The organism is Colwellia psychrerythraea 34H, assembly GCF_000012325.1.
Lineage (GTDB): Bacteria > Pseudomonadota > Gammaproteobacteria > Enterobacterales > Alteromonadaceae > Colwellia > Colwellia psychrerythraea_A.
In genome coordinates, this window is the sequence record NC_003910.7 from 5,030,084 (window position 1) to 5,051,487 (window position 21,404).

Here is a 21,404-nt window from a genome sequence, read left to right on the forward strand (position 1 = left end):
CTATAAAAGTGAGGAAACTATGAGCTTCTTTAAATCCTTAATACTGGCAATTATCGCGACTATCTTCTTAACCTATGTTTTTGGTGTTGGCATGCTGGAGTTAATGGACTTGCATGTGATGATGGACGGTGAAGCCGTTGAACCACTGAAAGCTATAGGAGTTTCAGCTTTAGTGGTTGTGGTATTAGTTGTGGCCGCACTAGGAATTGTATTAAGTGTTTTTGGTGGCATGATATTTATTGGCTTGGTTATCTTTGGAAGCATTGCCATGGTGACTGTCGGCATATTTTGGCCAATTCTATTAATGGCTGTCGTTATCTGGCTTTTTACTCGAAATAACAGTAGTCGAAATAAAAACACTAAGCAATATGCTTAGTGTTTAGTGAGAGCAGTAATAATCTAGCAAGCTAGATTTAAATAATATCGCTCAATTTTATTTGAAAAATTTAGCTAGAATGTTTTTACATTCTTCTGATTTAACTAAATGAGAAAACGCTTGGCTTTCTTCACTAATAACCTGGCTCAATGCTAATTTATTCGCTTGACGTATTAACCGTCGACTAGTCATTACTGACTCAACAGGCAAGTTGGAAATGGCTTGGGCAACATCGGATGTAAGTGCTAAGAGTTCATCGGGCTGACAAGTTTGGTTAGTTATGCCATAACTCAATGCTTGCTCTGCGTTAAACGTCTGTCCAAGCACCATTAATTCAAAAGCTTTATTTGGACCGACTTTTTGAGTTAATAACAAACTAGATCCTGCTTCTGGACATAAACCTAGCTGGGTAAAAGGCAATTTAAATTTACTATTATTAGCCGCTATGACCATATCACAATGCAATAATAACGTAGTGCCAATACCCACAGCAACGCCAGCAACACCAGCAACAAGAGGTTTAGTAAATTCTGACAGAACTTTAACAAAGGCAAGGGCCGCTAATTCGTCATCAGCGGAACATTGAATAAAATCATGCAAGTCATTACCAGCGCAAAAACACTGTTCATTTCCTTGAATAACTACGCAATGAATACTTGATGTTTGCTCTGCATAAGCGAAATACTGACAGAGCTGTTTATACATATCGTTAGTTAATGCATTTTTTTTATCAATACGATTCAAGGTAATGGTAAAAACACCTTGGTTTTCTGTCGTTAAAATCAAATTATCCATTTTCCACCAGTTTAGTTACATAGGTTTATCAATACGGTATAGTCAAACTCTAATACTTGTTATCAGGGATGTATAGTTACAATGAGAAATATTCACTATAGAAAAGTCAGTATTTTGTTCGCTTTATTGCTTGGAATGATAACTAATGTCTACGCAACAAGTTCGATTACAGTGACCGATGGATATATTAAAGCAAGTATACCTGGCACTGACATTACCGCCGCTTATATGACAATAAATAATACTAGTGATGAAGCGATAACGTTACAAAAGGTCAGCAGTACAATCTCTGATCGCATTGAAATTCATGAACACAGCATGGCTGACGGTATGATGCGAATGCGTGAAGTGGGTGAAATCACTATCAAGGCTAACAGCAAAGTTGTGCTTCAACCATCAGGATTACACCTCATGATTTTTTCACTAAAACAGCCTATGAAAGAAAAAAGTGTTATTCCATTAACATTAAAGTTCTCAAATAAAACAAACATTAAAATTCAATTACCTGTTCGTAAATATAAATAGTACAATACCAACAACCTCATCCTTGGAGTGGATATGAAAACAATGTTTTCTACAAAATCAATTGTCTGGGCCTTTACTGGCATATTTTTTCTTCTATATGGCATTGGTGTTTATTGGAGCACTGCTCCTATGTCCATCAACATTCATGCTGAAGTAACACAAGCAGCTAAAGCTGAAAATGTCGCCCCTGTTGTTGGCTATACCACTACCACTGCTTTGATAAAAGTCAGTGAAGCACTGCTAAATAAGCCTGGTGGTTATTTATCAAATGACATTATGCCACCTTCTCTCTTTTTAGATAATATGCCTGCTTGGGAGTTCGGTGTATTAGAAATGGTTCGTGATATAGCATTAGTGATGCGTAAAGACTTTAGTCGTTCTCAATCACAATCCCTTGTTAATAAGCATCTACTCGAAGCGCAACCACGTTTTAATATCGACAGTGAAAGTTGGGCAGTACCGAGTGCAGAATCTGAATATGGAGAAGCTATTAAGCAACTTTATGCCTATCGTTCGGCATTGGTTAGCACTAATGGTAATAAAGCTCAGTTTTATGCTCGTGCCGATAACCTACGTGCCTATATTGAAGAAGTTCAAAAGCGTTTAGGTGGTTACTCTCACCGCTTAAGCTTGAGCGTAGGTCGTGAACAGGTAAATACTGATTTAGCTGGTGATAAACCCGCAGAGCAATCAAGCCAAGGTGACTCTCATTTGCAACTGCAAACAAGTTGGTGGCAAATAGATGATGTATTCTATGAAGCTAGAGGTGCTACTTGGGCATTACTGCAATTACTTAGAGCCATTGAAATAGATTTTAATAGCGTGTTAGAAAACAAAAATGCCAAAATTAGCTTACAGCAAATTATTCGCGAGCTAGAGGCAAGCCAAGAATCAGTATGGAGCCCAATGATTTTAAACGGTAGTGGCTTTGGTCTTCTTGCCAATCACTCACTGGTAATGGCTAACTATATTTCTCGCGCAAATGCAGCATTAATCGATTTAAATGAACTTTTAACCAAAGGATAATGACATGAAAAAGACTTTACTCGCTGGCAGCTTAGCGGCACTAATGTGTGGCACTGCCCAAGCCGATACTCTATTAGGTTTATATATCGGCGGCCAAATCTGGTCTAACGAAGCCAGCGGTAGCTTTGGTGAAGGAGCTGATAATCAATCAGTTTTTGAATTTGATGATGAAAACCAAGGCAGCTTCTATGTCGCTTTTGAGCACCCAATTCCATTAATTCCTAACATTAAAATAGCATCAACAGCCCTTGATACGGTTGGCGGTACTACGTTAAACGACAGCTTTAAGTTTGATGGCATTACTTATAATACTAACTCAACATTAGATACTACGTTAGATGCCAGCTTCGTTGATTACACCCTTTATTATGAAGTATTTGACAACGATTTGTTAACCTTTGATTTTGGTTTAACTGCGCGTGATTTAGACGCTACTATTCAAGTCATAGAACCTGCAACCCAGTTACAAAGTGATTTAGATGTCTCTGGTATTATCCCAATGTTTTATCTATCAACTATTGTTGGTCTGCCTTTTACCGGTTTAAACGTTTTCGCCGAAGCTAACTTTATTAGCTATGACGATCAAACTGTTTATGATGCACAAATTGGCGTGAGCTATGCAATTTTAGATAATCTTGCAGTCGATTTTGACGTAACACTTGGTTACCGCACAGTGAAAATGGAATTAGATGATTTAGATGATTTCTATAGTGATTTAACTTACGACGGTTTCTTTGCCGGTGCTGTTGTTCATTTTTAGCCCCTAGCCATTTGGCATGATAGATAAACATAAAATAAAAGCCGTTGATATTTAAAATATCAACGGCTTTTTTATATCCAAATAAATTTAGTCCTTATTTATTAAGGTGAGAAAAGCGTCCATAACGCTGGTGTAAAATACCGACCCGCTCTACATACACTTGGGTTTCTTTATAGGGCGGAATACCTCCGTGACGTTTAACTGCGCCTTCCCCTGCATTATAAGCTGCTGAAGCTAATTTATTATCACCCTTATATTTTCTGAGTAGGCGTGCTAAATGTTTAACGCCTCCCTTAATATTCTGCTGGGCACTTAACGAATTCCGTACGCCAAGCTCTTTCGCTGTTGCAGGCATTAACTGCATCAAACCTTGCGCGCCCTGCTTCGACACAGCTTGGGGATTAAAATGAGACTCTGCGTGAATAACCGCTCGAACAAAAGCAGGGTCAATATCATATTTCAACGCAGCTTTATTTATATCATTCTTATAAGGCTGTAAATAAAGGGTTGCTTTACGCCAGTCAATTAATGAATCAACTTCGCAGGCATAACAATCAAATCGATAACGACTAAAATCAACATCAAGTGGTTCGATATCAGAGAAAGACGTTACCCCTGAGGTTGATTTATAGGTGTAAATATTTGCTGTTTTTTTTTCAAAAGCGTAACTGACGATTACAGACGTAGCTAAAATTAGGAACAAACCTAAGCGGCAACATTGAAATTGTTCCCTTGAAAATCGTCTCATCTACCCTCCTTATTCAATACACTTAACATAGACTAAAATCCTTTCATAATTCTATATTCCATTTTGGAATAAAAAATCGCTATCTATTCCTTTTGATCTGAATGAAATTTGTCTATTCTTCATCCATCAATTGTCATGGGTGAAAATAGTTATGTTGCCAGAGCAGCGCTTATTAAATCAAAATACATCAAATTCAGCAAACAATAGTAGTGCCTTAGATGCAAATCAATTAGCTTCACTACAACAAACCGTTGCTGATTATTCATCACTACAACTTGCTTGGGCAAGCGGTTATCTAGCAGCGAAAAGCGAACAAGGCCATAATGCCCTAATCGCACCGGCTGCGCCAGCTATTGCTGCCAAGACTTTAACTATTTTATATGCCTCGCAAACAGGTAATGCTAAAGGTGTTGCCAGCAAACTTGAGAAAAGCGCAAAAGCAGCAGGCATTAATGTTGTACTTAAAAACATTGCTGACTATAAAGCCAAAGGCTTAAAAAATGAAAGTCACCTGTTAATAGTAGCCAGTACTAATGGTGAAGGCGAAGCACCAGATGATGCCATTGAGTTTCATGAATATTTATTAGGTAAAAAAGCACCTAAATTACCTAACCTTAGCTATAGCGTTTTAGCTTTAGGTGACAGCAGCTATGAATTTTTCTGTCAAACAGGTAAAGATTTTGACGAGCGTTTAAAAGCATTAGGCGCAAAACAAGTCACCCCTCGCCTTGACTGTGATGTTGATTACGACAGCGAATGTGAAAGTTGGACCTTAAGTATTGTTGAATCTTTGAAAGATGAGCTTACCCAAGCATCTTCAGGTTCTGCAAATGTTGTTGATTTACCAACAGCAGGTGCTGAAAGTCAGTATTCAAAGCAAAACCCGTTTGAAGCTGAATTTTCTTTAAGTCAAAAGATTACTGGTCGAGATTCTGCTAAAGATGTTCGCCATATTGAAATTGACTTAGGTGAATCAGGTTTAACTTACCAAGTAGGTGATGCCTTAGGTGTTTGGTTTGAAAACGACGCTGATTTAGTGGCTGATTTAATTGCTACCTTAAGCCTTACTGGCGAAGAAAAAATCAAGTTAAAAGTAAATGGCGCAAATCAGGTTTTCACACTAACAGATGCCTTAACTACCCAGTTAGAAATTACACAAACAGCACCAGCATTTGTTGAGTTTTGGGCAAAAATTTCTGGTGATAAAGCACTGACTGAAATAGCTGCTGATAAAAACACAGCTAGAGAATACGCTGGTGAGCACCAAATTATCGATGTGGTAAAAGCAGCAAAAACTGAAATTGATCCTCAATTCTTTGTTGAAGCACTTCGTAAAATAACCCCACGCTTGTATTCAATTGCATCAGCACAAGCTGAAGTTGAAGAAGAAGTTCACTTAACCGTTGGTTTAGTAAGTTTTGATGCAAATGGCGAACCACGCACTGGTGGCGCTTCAAGCTTCTTAGCAAACCGCTTAGAAGAAGGTCAAAAAGTACGTGTTTTTGTTGAACACAATGACAATTTCCGTTTACCTCAATCGGATGATACTCCTGTCATTATGATTGGACCAGGTACCGGTGTTGCACCATTTAGAGCTTTCATGCAAGAACGTGAAGCGCGTGATGCCAACGGCGATAACTGGATGTTGTTTGGAGATCAAACTTTCACTCAAGACTTCTTATATCAAGTGGAATGGCAAAATTATTTAAAATCCGGTTTGTTAACACGCATGGACGTAGCGTTTTCTCGCGACCAAGCTGAGAAAGTTTATGTGCAAGACCGATTAAAAGAACAAGCAAGTGATGTTTTTGCTTGGTTAGAACGTGGCGCACACCTATATATTTGTGGTGATGCTAACCGTATGGCCAAAGATGTTCATCAAACCTTGGTAGAAATTATCCAAGAGCACGGTAAATTAAGTGCAGAACAAGCAGAAGACTATTTAAAATCACTTAGATCTAATAAGCGTTACCAGAAGGATGTTTACTAATGAGCAACAATTTCACAAAAGTTGAAAACCCTGTATTGATTGTTGAAGGTAAACAGGCCGACAATGAACGCTTAAAAGCTGAAAGCGATTATCTTCGTGGTACGATTAAAGACGATCTGCAAGACAGAATGACAGGTGGTTTCACCAGCGATAACTTCCAGTTGATTCGTACTCACGGTATGTATCAACAGGACGACCGCGATATTCGTGCAGAACGTCAAAAACAAAAACTCGAACCATTGCATAACGTTATGCTTCGAGCGCGTTTACCTGGTGGTATTATCAACCCAACACAATGGTTGGCTATTGATAAATTCGCTGATGATTATACCTCTTACGGCAGTATTCGCTTAACTACACGTCAAACGTTTCAGTTTCATGGTGTACTAAAGCCAAATATTAAATTAATGCACCAAACACTAAACAGTGTTGGCCTCGATTCTATTGCAACTGCCGGTGACGTTAACCGTAACGTACTGTGTACTTCTAATCCGGTTGAATCCGCACTGCATCAAGAAGCTTACGAATGGGCAACCAAGATCAGTGAGCATTTATTACCAAAAACGCGTGCCTATGCTGAAATTTGGTTAGATGAAGAGAAAGTAGAAACTACTGAAGCAGATGAAATTGAACCTATTTTAGGTAGTAATTATTTACCACGTAAGTTTAAAACAACCGTAGTAATTCCACCAAATAACGACATTGATGTACATGCCAATGATTTAAACTTTGTTGCTATTAGCGAAGGTGGTGAGTTAATTGGTTTTAACGTACTTGTTGGTGGTGGCTTAGCCATGACTCATGGTGATAAAGCAACTTACCCTCGTTGTGCTGATGACTTTGGTTTTATACCAAAAGAACATACATTAGCAATTGCCGCAGCGGTTGTTACTACTCAACGTGATTGGGGAAACCGTGTTAACCGTAAAAACGCTAAAACTAAATATACGTTAGATAGAGTTGGTGTTGATACGTTTAAAGCTGAAGTTGAACGCAGAGCAGGTATTAAGTTCTCTGAATCTCGTTCATATGAATTTACTCACCGTGGCGATAGCTTTGGTTGGGTTGAAGGTATTGATGGTAAAAACCACCTGACCTTATTCATTGAAAATGGTCGTATCCTTGATTTCAACGGTGCTAATTCTGATAGTAAAGCGTTAAAAACAGGTATGCGTGAAATCGCCAAAATACATAAAGGTGATTTCCGTTTAACTGCCAACCAAAACTTAATTGTTGCTGGTGTTTCAGCAGAAGATAAAACGATTATTGAACAACTTGCTCGTGAGCACGGTTTAATCAATGACGGTGTTTCTAACCAGCGTAAGAGTTCAATGGCCTGTGTTGCCTTTCCTACTTGTCCATTAGCCATGGCTGAAGCCGAGCGTTACTTACCTGGCTTAGTCGATGATGTTGAAGCTATTCTTGAAAAGAATGGCCTAAAAGATGACAGTATTATTTTACGTGTTACTGGCTGTCCAAATGGTTGTGGCCGTGCAATGCTTGCTGAAATTGGTTTAGTCGGTAAAGGTCCTGGTAAGTACAATATGTACTTAGGTAGTGATTTAGCCGGTAGTCGTGTACCAAAATTATACAAAGAAAATGTTGATGAAGCTGGCGTATTGAGTGAAATTGATGCGTTAAGTGCTCGTTGGTCTGCAGAACGTAATGACGGTGAAGCATTTGGTGATTTTGTTATTCGTGCAGGTATCGTTGAACAAGTTATTGTGAGCTTTAGGGATTTTCACCATGCTTAATACCACAACAGGTATTGCCGATAAAGAGCTTACCAGCCCTTTTGAAGTAACCTTTCCTCATCCTGCTATAGGAGAGTGGAATCAATCTTTGGAAAAACAAACAGCGATTGCTCGTGCAGAGTGGGCAATGGAAAACTTGCCAGGTCAGTTTGTTTTATCTTCAAGCTTTGGTATTCAATCTGCGGTGATGTTGCATTTACTTACCCAAGTAGATAGCAATATTCCGGTATTGATAACGGATACAGGACATTTATTTCCTGAAACCTATCGATTCATTGAGCAGTTGACTGATCGTTTGAACTTGAACTTACAAGTCTATCAAGCAAAAGAAAGTGCCGCATGGCAACAAGCCAAGTACGGTGATGAATGGGCGCAAAGTGATGATGCACTTAAAGCCTATAATCGCCGTAATAAAGTTGAACCGCTAGAGCGCGGGTTATCTGACTTAAATGCTAATACTTGGTTTTCTGGTGTTCGTCGTCAACAATCAGCTCACCGAGAAGGTTTGTCTGTTGTGGGTACACTGCGTGGTCGTTATAAAGTACATCCAATAATTGATTGGAGTAATAAAGACGTACATGAGTACTTAACTAAGCACAACTTACCATACCATCCCCTTTGGGATGAAGGTTATGTATCGGTTGGTGATGTACATAGCACAAAACCATTAACATTGGGTATGAGTGAAAGTGATACTCGCTTCGGCGGCGGTCAACGTGAATGTGGTTTGCATACTGATGGTGATGGTATTTAATTTTTACTCACATCTAGTAAATAATTAGATCAACAAAAAAAGCTAAAAGAGAAAACTCTTTTAGCTTTTTTTATGTCTGTTAATCCATGACTAGATTCAAAATAGACATTAACTACAGCAGCTAACTTTATATTTCTGTTGATTAGTTGATAGGCTTGGATCTTTATTTATCTGCTTGACGTCGCGGTGGCGACCACACCCAAGGGGCGACGTACCGCCGCGCCTCCCCTTGGAACCCCTGCGACGCCCTACTCAGCAGAACATTCAATCCCCAACTAGCGTAAACCTCGATTCCTGCCGATTTATCATCCCTGAACAACGGCAGCCCTCGACGTCCTGTCTCGGGTCGAGGTCTACCTTTGCTAGTCGATGATTGAATTGCTGAGATGGGATTTGGAGTACTTGGCACAGCCACGGAACCTAGCAGGTGTCATCCCCGTGGTTACTTAGTCGGGGATCTAGCTCTTAGTGACATGGATTCCGTACAAGACACTTACGGAATGACGAACCTTAAAAATAGAGCAGTTCCCCGATCAACAAGCACCAATTCTGCTTGAACAAACGCTGAGATGAATGAAAGTGTTCACGTATGTTCATCATGGATGATGAACAAAGCGATGTCGGCACATGGATGTGCCATCAGCGCTGTTACGTCGATAACACTTGAGTGAATTGAAGAAGTAGTTTGTTAGCAGCGCCATGGGGTTCCAAGGGGCTTTTGGCGTGTAACGCCCCTTGGGTGTCGTCGCCACCGCGACAAATTACTTTAATTTACTCTGACCCAATTTATTTACGAATTTTAAAGTCTAATTGTACCGTGGCGTATTTTTCAACAGGTTTTCCATCTTCAAATTTAGGTGCGTAACGCCAATTATTTAGTGCTGCTAAAGCGGTCCTCTCAAATTGTTTCCCACCTATAGATTCTAATACTTTTGTATCTAACACCGTTCCAAAATCAGAAATAGTAAAACCTATTATTACATAACCCGATTTTCCTCTGCGAGCATAATCAACAGGGTATATAGGCTCAACTCTAAATAAAGGTATTGGCTCTTGACTGTCATCCCATGGTGTCATTGAGCCAATGGCAATACAATGGTTGGTAGCTTCATCACTTTTACCACTTTTCTCTAGCGCATTGATTAAAAATGCATGTGTATTTAGCTCTAAAGGATGAGTTGCTCCTTCCAGCGCTTTAAATACTGGTAAGTTGCTTTCGAAGTAATCAACCGATTTACTATATTTTCTTCGAGTTAAGTAGTATTTCCCCGCATAAAAATTAGACTCGATAACTCGTTTATCATTTGAAGATAGCTTATCTTTAAAAAACTCTTGTGCGGTTAGAATAGCGTTACTTTTACTAGAGCCTAGGCGAAGTAGTGCTATACCGGCTTCTAATTGAATTTGAGCATTGATAAATGGGTGCTCTGCTGCATGCTCTGCTGCATGCTCTTCAGCAATGCTTAATGCTTTTAGATGATAATTAATAGACTTCTTTCTTTGATCGTAATTTAGAGATAGACCTAAGAGGATATATATTTCAGCAAGATCTATTGCACTATCCCCATATTCAACTTTGAAAGCATTCAAAGTATTAAGAAGTAATGACGTTGCTTGCTCTTTTTGATTTTTATCAAGATGCAGTCGGGCTAATATTAGCGCTAAGTTTGCGGTGTTGATATTTGCAGTACCATAGAACTTACTGCCTAATTGATAAGCTTCAGTGGCATATTTAAATTGGGAGTCTGCATCATTATTCTTTACCGCCCCCTGATATGAAAAGTAGGCAGTTTTAAACTGGCTATTCAAGGTTACTTCTTGTTTAGCCCTTGCGCTGAAGGATACTGTTATAAGTATTGCTAAAGATAAACCTACCCATGTTGCATTCATTTTAATCCCTTAATTACTAATTTTATTATTTTAAAGTTCGCTTAGGCTTTTTAACATACTTTCACATTTAAAAAATAATATGATCAGTTTAGATGTCAATGGGCTCAGAGCGCTTGAAGTAGAACTTTCAGCCGTGATTTTGAGTTATTCACCATTAAGCTCGTTCTATTGAAAAACTCTGTACTTCACTTATTGTTTTAATATCAAGCGCTAACATCACCAACCTATCAATTCCCAAAGCGACTCCTGAACACTGTGGTAATCCATGATTTAATGCCGCAATGAAGTTTTCATCAATAGGCTTAACAGCTAATCCTTGAGCAGCTCTCTTTGCATTATCTTCTTCAAATCTAACTTGCTGTTCATTAGCATCAGTTAATTCATTAAACCCATTAACCAGCTCTATGCCTTTGAAGTAACATTCAAATCGTTGTGCAACACGAAGATCATCAATTGATTTTTTTGCTAGTGATGCTTGCGCTATTGGAAAATCATAGATAAATTGCGGCGCATCAATACCTATGGTTGGTTCAATGATTTCAGTGAAGATAAATTGAAGCAGCAAATCGGCATCATTCATTTCAACTAGCCAATCAGCAGATTTACCATACTTATTTAATACCTCAGTAAGCTCATCAAAAGTGGCGGTTAGTGGATCTACAGAAACTGTTTTAAGGAATATATCTTGATAGCTAGTAAATATCGCCTTATCACCACCTAAAACGACTTGCAGTAAGTCTGCGACCTCTGACATCAAATCAAACTGATCAAAGCCAATACGGTACCATTCAAGCATGGTGAACTCGGGATTATGATTCTTACCTGACTCTTCATGACGAAACGCCTTCGCTATTTGAAAAATACAGCCATATCCAGAAGCAAGTAACCGCTTCATATGAAACTCTGGCGAGGTTTGTAAAAATAACTCGGTCGAATGACCTACTGGACTATCAGCTAAAAAATCATACTTACAGGAGAGTGCATTTAAATAGACATCGGTCACTGTGCCTTGAGATAAAGAAGGTGTCTCCACTTCAACGACATTGCGTTCAGCAAAGAACTGTCTAATTTGTTGTAATATTTTTGCTCTTTTTTGAGCGTTTTGCCAAGTTAGTGTGCTTTGCCAAGTCATGTGAATACCGTTAATAGATTAGGACGTTGCATAGACAATAGATTCCCGACAAGAAACTTCGGGAATGACGACTGTTGCCATTGTAGATAAAGCCAACAGATTTACTAGATCTTTAATTAATAAATGGTTTTTTACTTTCTCTTAAGATCAAAAAAGGCCGCGTTAGCGACCTTCTTTATTCGATATTATTTCTAATATGGATTGATAAATTAATTTAATGCTAGATGAAGTGTTTGCAAAGCAGAAGCACGGAATTGACGTGAGTCAATGAGTACTTCCAATGCAGCTAACACAAGTTCTAGCGAAAATTAGTTATCAATTAAGCCATAATCTTAGAAACAACACCAGCACCAACAGTACGACCACCTTCACGGATTGCGAAGCGTAAACCTTCGTCCATCGCTACTGGGTTGATTAGCTCAACAACAAACTTAAGGTTGTCACCAGGCATTACCATTTCAACACCTTCAGGAAGCTCTACAGCACCTGTGATATCTGTTGTACGGAAGTAAAACTGTGGACGGTATCCTTTAAAGAATGGAGTATGACGACCACCTTCATCTTTAGAAAGAACATAAACTTCTGATTCGAATTTAGTGTGAGGTAAGATTGAACCTGGAGCACAAAGTACTTGACCACGTTCAACATCTTCACGCTTAAGACCACGTAGAAGAACACCACAGTTCTCGCCAGCACGACCTTCGTCAAGAAGCTTACGGAACATTTCAACACCTGTACAAGTTGATTTTTGTGTATCACGGATACCAACAACTTCTACTTCTTCACCAATTTTGATGATACCACGTTCAACACGACCTGTTACAACTGTACCACGACCTGAGATTGAGAATACATCTTCGATAGGCATGATGAATGCACCGTCAATTGCACGCTCTGGCTCTGGAATGTAAGTATCAAGTGCATCAGCAAGTTCGATAATTTTCGCTTCCCATGCTTCATCGCCTTGAAGAGCGCCTAAAGCTGAACCTTGAATTACTGGTAAATCATCACCAGGGAAGTCATATTCAGAAAGAAGTTCACGAACTTCCATTTCTACTAATTCTAATAATTCTTCATCATCTACAACGTCACATTTGTTCATGAAAACGATGATGAAAGGAACACCAACTTGGCGAGACAATAAGATGTGCTCACGTGTTTGTGGCATAGGACCATCTGTAGCAGCAACTACTAAGATAGCGCCATCCATTTGTGCAGCACCAGTGATCATATTTTTGATATAATCGGCGTGACCAGGACAATCTACGTGTGCATAGTGACGTGCTTCAGTATCGTATTCGATGTGAGAAGTATTAATTGTAATACCACGTTCACGTTCTTCAGGAGCGTTATCGATTTGTGCGAAATCTTTAACTTCACCACCGTGAACTTTAGTTAATACAGCAGAGATAGCAGCTGTTAAAGTTGTTTTACCGTGATCTACGTGACCGATAGTACCAACGTTAACATGCGGTTTATTACGTTCAAATTTTTCTTTAGCCATTTTTCAATTACCTTTAAGTTTAGTAAACTATATAAATTAAAAGGCGCAGTCAAAATGACCTTGCCAGATGTAAATATTCGAGTAATGGATTCTCTAACGAGTTTCCATAATTTTTTGTGCTACCAATTTCGGCGCTTCATTATACTGCTGAAACTCCATAGAGTAAGATGCACGGCCTTGAGTAGCACTACGCAAGTCGGTAGCATAGCCAAACATTTCAGCTAAGGGTACCAATGCATTTACAATTTTCGAACCTGCAGGACCTTCGTCCATACCATCAATCATACCGCGACGACGGTTTAAGTCACCTACAACATCACCCATGTTGGCTTCTGGTGTAGTAACTTCTACTTTCATCATTGGCTCTAAAATAACAGGATTTGCTTCAAGCGCACCTTTTCTAAAGCCCATAGAAGCAGCAACTTTAAATGCTATCTCGTTTGAGTCAACATCATGAAAAGAACCATCATAAAGAGTAACCTTTATGTCTAATAACGGATAACCAGCTAAAACACCACTATCCATCTGTTCTTTACAGCCTTTTTCTACTGCAGGAATAAATTCTTTTGGTACTGTGCCGCCAACGATTTCGTTAACAAACTCAAAACCAGCACCTTCTTCATTCGGTTCCATCTTCAACCAAACATGGCCAAATTGACCTTTACCACCTGATTGACGGATAAATTTACCTTCAACTTCAACAGTACCGCGAATCGTTTCTCGATAAGAAACTTGTGGGTTACCAACATTACACTCAACACCAAATTCACGCTTCATACGTTCAACAAGGATATCTAAGTGTAGTTCACCCATACCCGAGATGATGGTCTGTCCAGTTTCATCGTCAGTGGCCACTCTAAACGAGGGGTCTTCTGCCGCAAGTTTACCTAACGCAATACCCATTTTTTCTTGTGCTGCGAGTGTTCTTGGCTCTACCGCAACTGAAATTACCGGTTCAGGGAACTCCATGCGCTCTAGCGTAATAATATGTTTCGCATCGCATAACGTATCACCCGTGGTGACATCTTTCAAACCAATTGCAGCGGCTATATCACCAGCACGAACTTCTTTTATTTCTTGTCTGTCGTTGGCATGCATTTGTACTATACGACCAAAACGTTCTTTTTTACCCTTAACTGGGTTATAAACGCTATCACCTGTTTGCACTACTCCTGAATATACACGGAAGAATGTGAGTGTGCCAACAAATGGGTCTGTCGCTATTTTAAAAGCGAGTGCTGAAAAGGGTGCTTCATCATCTGCTGAGCGAATACCTTCAGATTCATCTTTATCATCATTAATACCCGTAATAGCGGCAACTTCAGTTGGTGAAGGCAGATATTCAATAACAGCATCGAGTACCGCTTGAACGCCTTTATTTTTAAAGGCACTACCACAACTACACAGGATAATTTCATTTGCTAGTGTACGAGCACGTAAACCAACTTTAATCTCTTCTTCGGTTAAATCACCTTCTTCAAGGTATTTATCCATTAACTCTTCGTTAGCTTCAGCGGCTTCAGAAATGAGGTTTTCACGCCATTCTTCAGCCATATCTTGCATATCAGCAGGAATTTCTTCATAGCTGAAGGTCATACCTTGATCACTTGCGTTCCAGTTGATGGCCTTCATCTTAATCAGATCAACCACACCTTCAAAATCGTCTTCAGCACCGATAGCTAAATGTATTGGTACTGCATTTGCGCCTAGACGAGTTTTCAGTTGCTCAACTACATATAAGAAGTCAGCACCTGTTCTATCCATTTTGTTCACAAACACTATACGTGGTACAGCATATTTTTCCATTTGACGCCAAACCGTTTCGGTTTGCGGCTGTACACCTGATGAACCACATAGCACGAGTACAGCACCATCAAGAACACGTAAAGAACGTTCTACTTCAATGGTGAAATCTACGTGACCTGGCGTATCAATAATATTAATACGATGGTCTTCAAATTGACCTTCCATGCCTTTCCAGAAACATGTAGTTGCTGCAGAGGTTATGGTTATACCACGTTCTTGCTCTTGTTCCATCCAGTCCATAGTGGCCGCGCCGTCATGCACTTCACCAATCTTATGAGATAGACCTGTATAGAATAATACGCGTTCTGTGGTTGTCGTTTTACCTGCATCTACATGCGCACAGATACCAATATTACGGTAGCGCTCTATAGGAGTGATACGGGCCAAAGTGAAATCCTCTTACTATTACTGGTCAGTAAACAAGTAATATATATTTAGTGTTATTAATTAAATATTCGTTGTTGAGTACATCACAACAGCCAAACACTTAATTAATAAAACTCTGACTCATGTTTCTAACTTAGTGGTAAAAGCACTAGTCCGTAAAATGAGTATGGCTAGCAAGAGTAACTCTTGCTAGCCATGTATCTACCTTTGAGTGAACCCAAAAGTAGATAATACAATCAGTCAATACTGCTAGCTTACCAGCGGTAGTGAGCGAATGCTTTGTTAGCGTCAGCCATACGGTGAACGTCTTCACGTTTCTTAACCGCTGAACCTTTGCTATCAGACGCATCTAACATTTCGTTAGCTAGGCGCTGAGCCATTGATTTTTCACCACGTTTACGAGCTGCTTCAACTAACCAACGCATGGCTAGAGCATTACGACGCACTGGACGTACTTCAACTGGAACCTGATAAGTAGAACCACCAACACGACGAGATTTAACTTCGACAGATGGGCGGATGTTATCTAAAGCTTCTTCGAAAAGCTCTAATTGATCTTTTTCAGATTTCTGAGCTAAAATATCTAATGCACCGTAAACAATTTTTTCGGCAGTAGATTTCTTACCATCAACCATAAGGATGTTGATGAATTTTGCTAAAAGTTCGTTATGGAACTTAGGATCTGGCAATATTTTACGTTGCCCAACGACGCGTCTTCTTGGCATCTTAATTCTCCGTAGTATTCAGGATAAATCCAAAATATATAAATTTTAAAAATTTCTTAATTTGGCCTTACTTAACGTTTTTATCTTTTACCTATCAAGTAGGTAAAGGAGGGAAAACTTAAGATTTAGGTCGTTTAGCACCGTATTTAGAACGGCCTTGTCTTCTATCGCTTACACCAGAACAATCTAGCGCGCCACGAACAGTGTGATAACGCACACCTGGTAAATCTTTAACACGACCACCACGGATTAAAATCACGCTATGCTCTTGTAAGTTGTGACCTTCACCACCGATGTATGAAGTTACTTCGAAGCCGTTAGTTAAACGAACACGAGCTACTTTACGTAAAGCTGAGTTAGGTTTTTTTGGTGTAGTAGTATACACACGAGTACAAACGCCACGACGTTGTGGACAAGCTTGTAACGCTGGAACGTTACTTTTTGTTACTTGTCTAACACGTGGTTTGCGTACTAGTTGGTTAATAGTTGCCATTATAGCTCCTGATTAGTTGTTACCAAGGAAAGTAGCCTTGATAAATTATTGCATAAGCTTTAAATCAATGGGAAAAGCTTACACGCTCGTAATATATCTTTTACCTTATAAAGGCGTGAAATTCATCACTCCTTTTATATTATGCACACTGGGTACAGAATATCAGGTCGCGAAATTCTATAGGTCAATGATTGAGCTGTCAAGCATTTATAGCAATTACACTCACTAAGTGATCATTATCAACTAGCCAAACGATCCTATAATGTTGTTGCTTTCATTGAGAGTAACTCGTTATCTCTCGAACAAGTGCCTTGTTAATCAGCGTCTTTATTGTTGAACTCTGTGGCCTTTGTTAACGTAGTTGGTAATAGTTTGCTAGCTTAAATCTCTAAACTAGAAAAACAAAAAACCGCACCTCTTTCAAGGTGCGGTTTTATTATAACGCTTTACTATATGGAGTAGCAGGCTAGCCCATATAACAAATTATTAATGATTACCTGACAGTAAATCTGAATTTAAGGCATCAGTTAATGCTTTTTCTGCATCATCAGCTGAAACAGTAGATTCAACCGCTGGTGCTAAAGCAGCAGCTTTACGTCTTGCTCGTTCTTGATGGTACGAATAACCTGTACCTGCTGGGATTAAACGACCAACGATAACGTTTTCTTTCAAGCCACGTAGACCATCTTTCTTACCTGCAACAGCAGCTTCAGTAAGTACACGTGTTGTTTCTTGGAAAGACGCCGCTGAAATGAATGATTCAGTTGCCAATGATGCTTTAGTAATACCCATCATCTGCATTTCATATTCAGCTGGTTGCTTACCTTCAGCTTCAAGTTCACGGTTTGAGATATTAACTCGCGCCACTTCAACTTGTTCGCCTTTAAGGAAAGTAGAATCACCTGCATCAAGAATTTCACACTTACGGATCATTTGACGTACGATAACTTCAATGTGCTTATCGTTAATCTTAACACCCTGTAGACGGTAAACTTCTTGTACTTCGTTAACGATGTAGTTAGCAACTGGTGCAACACCACGTAAACGCAAGATATCATGTGGAGATTCAGGACCATCGGCAATAACTTCACCTTTGATTACTGGCTCACCTTCATAGATATTCAATAGACGCGTTTTCGGGATCATCTCTTCGTAAACTTCACCGCTAGGCTGAGTAATCAATAAGCGTACTTTACCTTTGGTTTCTTTACCGAAAGCAACAACACCCGTTTTCTCTGCAAGTATCGCAGGAAGTTTAGGTTTACGTGCTTCAAATAAATCAGCTACACGAGGAAGACCACCGGTAATATCACGAGTTTTTGAACTTGCTTGTGGTATACGAGCTAGTGCATCACCAACGCCAACATCCGCGCCATCTTCAAGGTTAACAATCGCATTACCTGGAAGATAGTAAAGTGCCGGAATTTCAGTACCAGCAATCATTACTTCTTTGCCTTTCGCATCAACAAGCTTCAATGCTGGACGCATTTCTTTACCTGTTGCATTACGTTGTGCAGCGTCAGTAATAACGATACTTGATAAACCAGTTAACTCATCAGTTTGGCGAACCATAGTTACGCCATCAGCTAGGTCAACGAATTGAACCTTACCTGCCACTTCCGTGATGATAGGATGCGTATGTGGGTCCCAGTTAGCGATAGTATCGCCAGAGTTCACTGCTTCGCCATCATTCTTAGAAAGTACAGAACCGTAAGGAACTTTATAACGTTCTTTCTCACGGCCCATTTCATCAATGATTGTTAACTCTGATGAACGAGACGTAATTACGAGATGTTTCTCTGAGTTTGTTACAAACTTAGCGTTTTGTAATTTCAAAGTACCTGTGTTTTTAACTTGTACGCTGCTTTCAGCAGTAGCACGAGATGCAGCACCACCGATATGGAACGTACGCATTGTTAACTGTGTACCAGGTTCACCAATTGATTGTGCAGCAACTACACCAATAGCTTCACCTTGGTTGATCATATGGCCACGAGCCAAATCACGACCGTAACAATTAGCACAAATACCAAAGTCAGTCTTACAAGTAATGATTGAACGTACTTTGATTTGATCTACTGAGTTGTCTTCAATAACATCACAGAGTGCTTCATCAATTAGTGTATTACGTGGAAGTAATACTTCATCAGTACCTGGAATTAATACGTCATCACACACGACACGACCTAGAACACGTTCGCGTAATGGCTCAACAACATCACCACCTTCGATTAGTGGCGTCATTAATAAACCGTCATGTGTACCACAGTCATGGTTAGTAACAACCAAATCTTGTGCAACATCAACTAAACGACGAGTTAGATAACCCGAGTTAGCTGTTTTAAGTGCCGTATCGGCAAGACCTTTACGCGCACCATGAGTTGAGATGAAGTATTGTAATACAGTCAGACCTTCACGGAAGTTAGCTTTGATTGGCGTTTCGATGATTGAACCATCTGGTTTAGCCATCAAACCACGCATACCCGCTAATTGACGAATCTGTGCAGCACTACCACGAGCACCCGAGTCAGCCATCATAAAGATTGAGTTGAAAGAATCTTGTTCTTCCATTTCGCCATCTCTGTTCATAACCATTTCTTTCGAAAGGTTATCCATCATCGCTTTCGAAACTTTTTCGTTAGCAGATGACCAAATATCGATTACTTTGTTGTACTTCTCACCGGCAGTTACTAGACCTTGGTCAAACTGGGCTTGAATTTCAGCAACTTCAGCTTCTGAATCTTCTACAATCGTATACTTAGCTTCAGGAATAACCATATCGTCGATACCAACAGAACAACCTGCAATCATCGCGTAATGGAAACCTGTATACATGATTTGATCAGCAAACATTACTGTTTCTTTCAAACCTAAGTTACGGTAAGCATGGTTAATCAGTTTTGAAATTGGTTTTTTACCAAGTGGCTTGTCAATTAGGTCATAAGGTAAGCCCTTAGGACATACTTGCCACATAATTGCGCGACCAACTGTAGTATCACGTAACTTAGTTACTGGTTCCCATTCACCATCAGCATTTTTAACGTGCTCGGTAATACGAACTTTAATACGAGCATGAAGTTCAGCAACACCTGTACGGTATGCCTTTTCTACTTCTTTTTCGTCAGTAAAGTACATGCCTTCGCCTAAACCGTTTATACGAAAACGTGTTAGGTAATAAAGGCCTAATACAACATCCTGCGATGGTACTATGATTGGCTCACCGTTAGCCGGTGCTAGAACGTTGTTCGTTGACATCATCAACGTACGTGCTTCCATTTGTGCTTCGATTGTCAACGGTACGTGTACCGCCATTTGGTCACCATCGAAATCGGCATTGTATGCCGCACAAACTAGTGGATGAAGGTGAATTGCTTTACCTTCAATCAACACAGGTTCAAAAGCTTGGATACCCAATCTATGAAGTGTTGGTGCACGGTTAAGCATAACTGGATGTTCACGGATTACTTCATCAAGTACATCCCAAACTTCAGCGCCTTCACGTTCAACTAATTTCTTAGCAGCTTTAATTGTAGTTGCTAAACCACGTGCTTCTAATTTACCGTAGATAAATGGCTTGAATAATTCAAGTGCCATTTTCTTAGGCAAACCACACTGATGTAGTTTAAGCGTAGGACCAACAGTGATTACTGAACGACCAGAGTAATCAACACGTTTACCTAGTAAATTCTGACGGAAACGACCTTGCTTACCTTTAATCATATCGGCAAGAGATTTAAGAGGACGTTTGTTAGAACCCGTAATAGCTCGACCACGACGACCATTATCTAATAATGCATCAACAGACTCTTGCAACATACGTTTTTCGTTACGTACGATAATATCTGGTGCAACTAAATCTAGAAGACGTTTTAAACGGTTGTTACGGTTAATAACACGACGGTATAGATCATTAAGATCAGAAGTCGCAAAACGACCACCATCTAATGGTACCAACGGACGTAAATCAGGCGGTAAAATTGGTAAAACATTCATAATCATCCACTCAGGCTTGTTGCCTGAAGCAGCGAATGCTTCCATTAATTTTAAACGCTTAGTGATTTTTTTACGTTTAGTTTCACTACCGATTTCTGGTAACTCTTCACGCATTTGCGCTACTTCACCGTCTAAATCAATTTGTTGTAGTAAAGCTAATACCGCTTCAGCACCCATTAAGGCATCAAATTCATCACCGTGTTCTTCTAACGCATCAAGATATTCTTCTTCCGTTAGAATTTGGCTTTTTTCTAATGTTGTCATACCAGGTTCGGTTACAACATATGATTCGAAATAAAGCACACGCTCAATATCACGTAACGTCATATCAAGTAGTAAACCAATACGTGATGGTAATGATTTTAAGAACCAAATGTGAGCCACTGGACTTGCTAATTCGATATGACCCATACGGTCACGACGAACTTTAGTCAATGTAACTTCTACGCCACATTTTTCACAGATAACACCACGATGCTTTAAGCGTTTGTATTTGCCACAAAGACATTCATAGTCTTTTACTGGGCCAAAAATACGCGCACAGAATAAACCGTCACGTTCTGGCTTAAAAGTACGATAGTTAATGGTTTCTGGCTTTTTAACTTCACCAAATGACCAAGAACGTACCAAATCTGGCGACGCTAATCCGATGCGAATACCATCGAAATCTTCGGTTTGATTCTGTTGCTTAAGAAACTTAAGTAAATCTTTCACACACTTCTCCTGTCGGAGTTAAACTTTGAGAA

16 protein-coding genes are annotated in these 21,404 nt (G+C 39.6%); 7 read left to right on the forward strand and 9 right to left on the reverse strand.

Annotated features, from left to right (window positions below):
* Nucleotides 1-19 precede the first annotated feature (19 nt).
* Nucleotides 20-376 (forward strand): hypothetical protein, encoded by a 357-nt coding sequence (locus CPS_RS21375; RefSeq protein ID WP_011045478.1) that lies wholly within the window; start codon nucleotides 20-22, stop codon nucleotides 374-376.
* Nucleotides 377-433: 57 nt separating this feature from the next.
* On the opposite strand, the gene CPS_RS21380 is transcribed toward CPS_RS21375, so the two are convergent.
* Entirely contained in the window at nucleotides 434-1,171 is a 738-nt protein-coding gene (locus CPS_RS21380; protein ID WP_049757950.1) for an enoyl-CoA hydratase-related protein, read from the reverse strand.
* An 81-nt stretch (nucleotides 1,172-1,252) separates the two neighbouring features.
* On the opposite strand from CPS_RS21380, the gene CPS_RS21385 reads away from it, so the two are divergent.
* From CPS_RS21385 to CPS_RS21395, 3 genes are read left to right on the forward strand one after another with little or no spacing between them, the layout of a single operon-like run.
* A complete protein-coding gene (locus CPS_RS21385; RefSeq protein ID WP_011045480.1) occupies nucleotides 1,253-1,696 on the forward strand; it encodes a copper chaperone PCu(A)C in 444 nt (147 codons plus the stop codon).
* Between the two features lie 33 nt (nucleotides 1,697-1,729).
* On the forward strand, nucleotides 1,730-2,722 hold the full coding sequence (locus tag CPS_RS21390) for a DUF2333 family protein (RefSeq protein WP_011045481.1): 993 nt from the start codon (nucleotides 1,730-1,732) through the stop codon (nucleotides 2,720-2,722).
* Between the two features lie 4 nt (nucleotides 2,723-2,726).
* On the forward strand, nucleotides 2,727-3,482 hold the full coding sequence (locus CPS_RS21395) for a TIGR04219 family outer membrane beta-barrel protein (protein WP_041737174.1): 756 nt from the start codon (nucleotides 2,727-2,729) through the stop codon (nucleotides 3,480-3,482).
* A 94-nt stretch (nucleotides 3,483-3,576) separates the two neighbouring features.
* Here the strand turns inward: CPS_RS21395 and CPS_RS21400 are convergent, their stop codons facing one another.
* Complete coding sequence (locus CPS_RS21400; protein ID WP_011045483.1) at nucleotides 3,577-4,230, reverse strand: lytic transglycosylase domain-containing protein; 654 nt, start codon at nucleotides 4,228-4,230, stop codon at nucleotides 3,577-3,579.
* Between the two features lie 151 nt (nucleotides 4,231-4,381).
* Between CPS_RS21400 and CPS_RS21405 the strand changes: the two genes are divergently transcribed.
* From CPS_RS21405 to CPS_RS21415, 3 genes are read left to right on the forward strand one after another with little or no spacing between them, the layout of a single operon-like run.
* Entirely contained in the window at nucleotides 4,382-6,220 is a 1,839-nt protein-coding gene (locus CPS_RS21405; protein ID WP_011045484.1) for an assimilatory sulfite reductase (NADPH) flavoprotein subunit, read from the forward strand.
* Nucleotides 6,220-7,974, forward strand: a complete 1,755-nt coding sequence (gene cysI, locus CPS_RS21410) for an assimilatory sulfite reductase (NADPH) hemoprotein subunit (RefSeq protein ID WP_011045485.1) — start codon at nucleotides 6,220-6,222, stop codon at nucleotides 7,972-7,974. The genes CPS_RS21405 and cysI overlap by 1 nt, the downstream gene beginning before the upstream one ends.
* Nucleotides 7,967-8,728 (forward strand): phosphoadenylyl-sulfate reductase, encoded by a 762-nt coding sequence (locus CPS_RS21415; protein ID WP_011045486.1) that lies wholly within the window; start codon nucleotides 7,967-7,969, stop codon nucleotides 8,726-8,728. The genes cysI and CPS_RS21415 overlap by 8 nt, the downstream gene beginning before the upstream one ends.
* Nucleotides 8,729-9,514: 786 nt before the next feature.
* On the opposite strand, the gene CPS_RS21420 is transcribed toward CPS_RS21415, so the two are convergent.
* The 7 genes from CPS_RS21420 to rpoC form a co-directional block, all read right to left on the reverse strand.
* Nucleotides 9,515-10,618 carry an energy transducer TonB gene (locus CPS_RS21420; RefSeq protein ID WP_011045487.1) on the reverse strand — a complete coding sequence of 368 codons (1,104 nt, stop codon included), beginning with the start codon at nucleotides 10,616-10,618 and terminating at the stop codon, nucleotides 9,515-9,517.
* Nucleotides 10,619-10,772: 154 nt separating this feature from the next.
* Nucleotides 10,773-11,750 carry an elongation factor P--(R)-beta-lysine ligase gene (epmA, locus tag CPS_RS21425; protein ID WP_011045488.1) on the reverse strand — a complete coding sequence of 326 codons (978 nt, stop codon included), beginning with the start codon at nucleotides 11,748-11,750 and terminating at the stop codon, nucleotides 10,773-10,775.
* Nucleotides 11,751-12,069: 319 nt separating this feature from the next.
* Nucleotides 12,070-13,254: an elongation factor Tu gene (tuf, locus tag CPS_RS21430; RefSeq protein WP_011045489.1), complete on the reverse strand. Its 1,185-nt coding sequence runs from the start codon at nucleotides 13,252-13,254 to the stop codon at nucleotides 12,070-12,072.
* Between the two features lie 93 nt (nucleotides 13,255-13,347).
* Entirely contained in the window at nucleotides 13,348-15,447 is a 2,100-nt protein-coding gene (gene fusA, locus CPS_RS21435) for an elongation factor G (protein ID WP_011045490.1), read from the reverse strand.
* A 254-nt stretch (nucleotides 15,448-15,701) separates the two neighbouring features.
* Entirely contained in the window at nucleotides 15,702-16,172 is a 471-nt protein-coding gene (gene rpsG, locus CPS_RS21440) for a 30S ribosomal protein S7 (protein WP_011045491.1), read from the reverse strand.
* 118 nt (nucleotides 16,173-16,290) lie between these two features.
* Nucleotides 16,291-16,665 carry a 30S ribosomal protein S12 gene (gene rpsL / locus CPS_RS21445; RefSeq protein WP_011045492.1) on the reverse strand — a complete coding sequence of 125 codons (375 nt, stop codon included), beginning with the start codon at nucleotides 16,663-16,665 and terminating at the stop codon, nucleotides 16,291-16,293.
* Between the two features lie 486 nt (nucleotides 16,666-17,151).
* The gene (rpoC, locus tag CPS_RS21450; RefSeq protein WP_011045493.1) at nucleotides 17,152-21,372 is read right to left on the reverse strand and encodes a DNA-directed RNA polymerase subunit beta'; all 4,221 of its coding nucleotides are present in this window, start codon (nucleotides 21,370-21,372) and stop codon (nucleotides 17,152-17,154) included.
* Nucleotides 21,373-21,404: the final 32 nt, after the last annotated feature.

Bases quoted from the DNA above. Each gene is read 5' to 3' on its own strand.
- CPS_RS21375 (WP_011045478.1), top strand. From the start codon at position 20: ATGAGCTTCTTTAAATCCTTAATACTGGCAATTATCGCGACTATCTTC.
- cysI (WP_011045485.1), top strand. From the start codon at position 6,220: ATGAGCAACAATTTCACAAAAGTTGAAAACCCTGTATTGATTGTTGAA.
- CPS_RS21385 (WP_011045480.1), top strand. From the start codon at position 1,253: ATGAGAAATATTCACTATAGAAAAGTCAGTATTTTGTTCGCTTTATTG.
- rpsL (WP_011045492.1), bottom strand. From the start codon at position 16,665: ATGGCAACTATTAACCAACTAGTACGCAAACCACGTGTTAGACAAGTA.
- CPS_RS21420 (WP_011045487.1), bottom strand. From the start codon at position 10,618: ATGAATGCAACATGGGTAGGTTTATCTTTAGCAATACTTATAACAGTA.
- epmA (WP_011045488.1), bottom strand. From the start codon at position 11,750: ATGACTTGGCAAAGCACACTAACTTGGCAAAACGCTCAAAAAAGAGCA.
- CPS_RS21405 (WP_011045484.1), top strand. From the start codon at position 4,382: ATGTTGCCAGAGCAGCGCTTATTAAATCAAAATACATCAAATTCAGCA.
- CPS_RS21380 (WP_049757950.1), bottom strand. From the start codon at position 1,171: ATGGATAATTTGATTTTAACGACAGAAAACCAAGGTGTTTTTACCATT.
- CPS_RS21390 (WP_011045481.1), top strand. From the start codon at position 1,730: ATGAAAACAATGTTTTCTACAAAATCAATTGTCTGGGCCTTTACTGGC.
- tuf (WP_011045489.1), bottom strand. From the start codon at position 13,254: ATGGCTAAAGAAAAATTTGAACGTAATAAACCGCATGTTAACGTTGGT.
- rpsG (WP_011045491.1), bottom strand. From the start codon at position 16,172: ATGCCAAGAAGACGCGTCGTTGGGCAACGTAAAATATTGCCAGATCCT.
- CPS_RS21415 (WP_011045486.1), top strand. From the start codon at position 7,967: ATGCTTAATACCACAACAGGTATTGCCGATAAAGAGCTTACCAGCCCT.
- CPS_RS21400 (WP_011045483.1), bottom strand. From the start codon at position 4,230: ATGAGACGATTTTCAAGGGAACAATTTCAATGTTGCCGCTTAGGTTTG.
- CPS_RS21395 (WP_041737174.1), top strand. From the start codon at position 2,727: ATGAAAAAGACTTTACTCGCTGGCAGCTTAGCGGCACTAATGTGTGGC.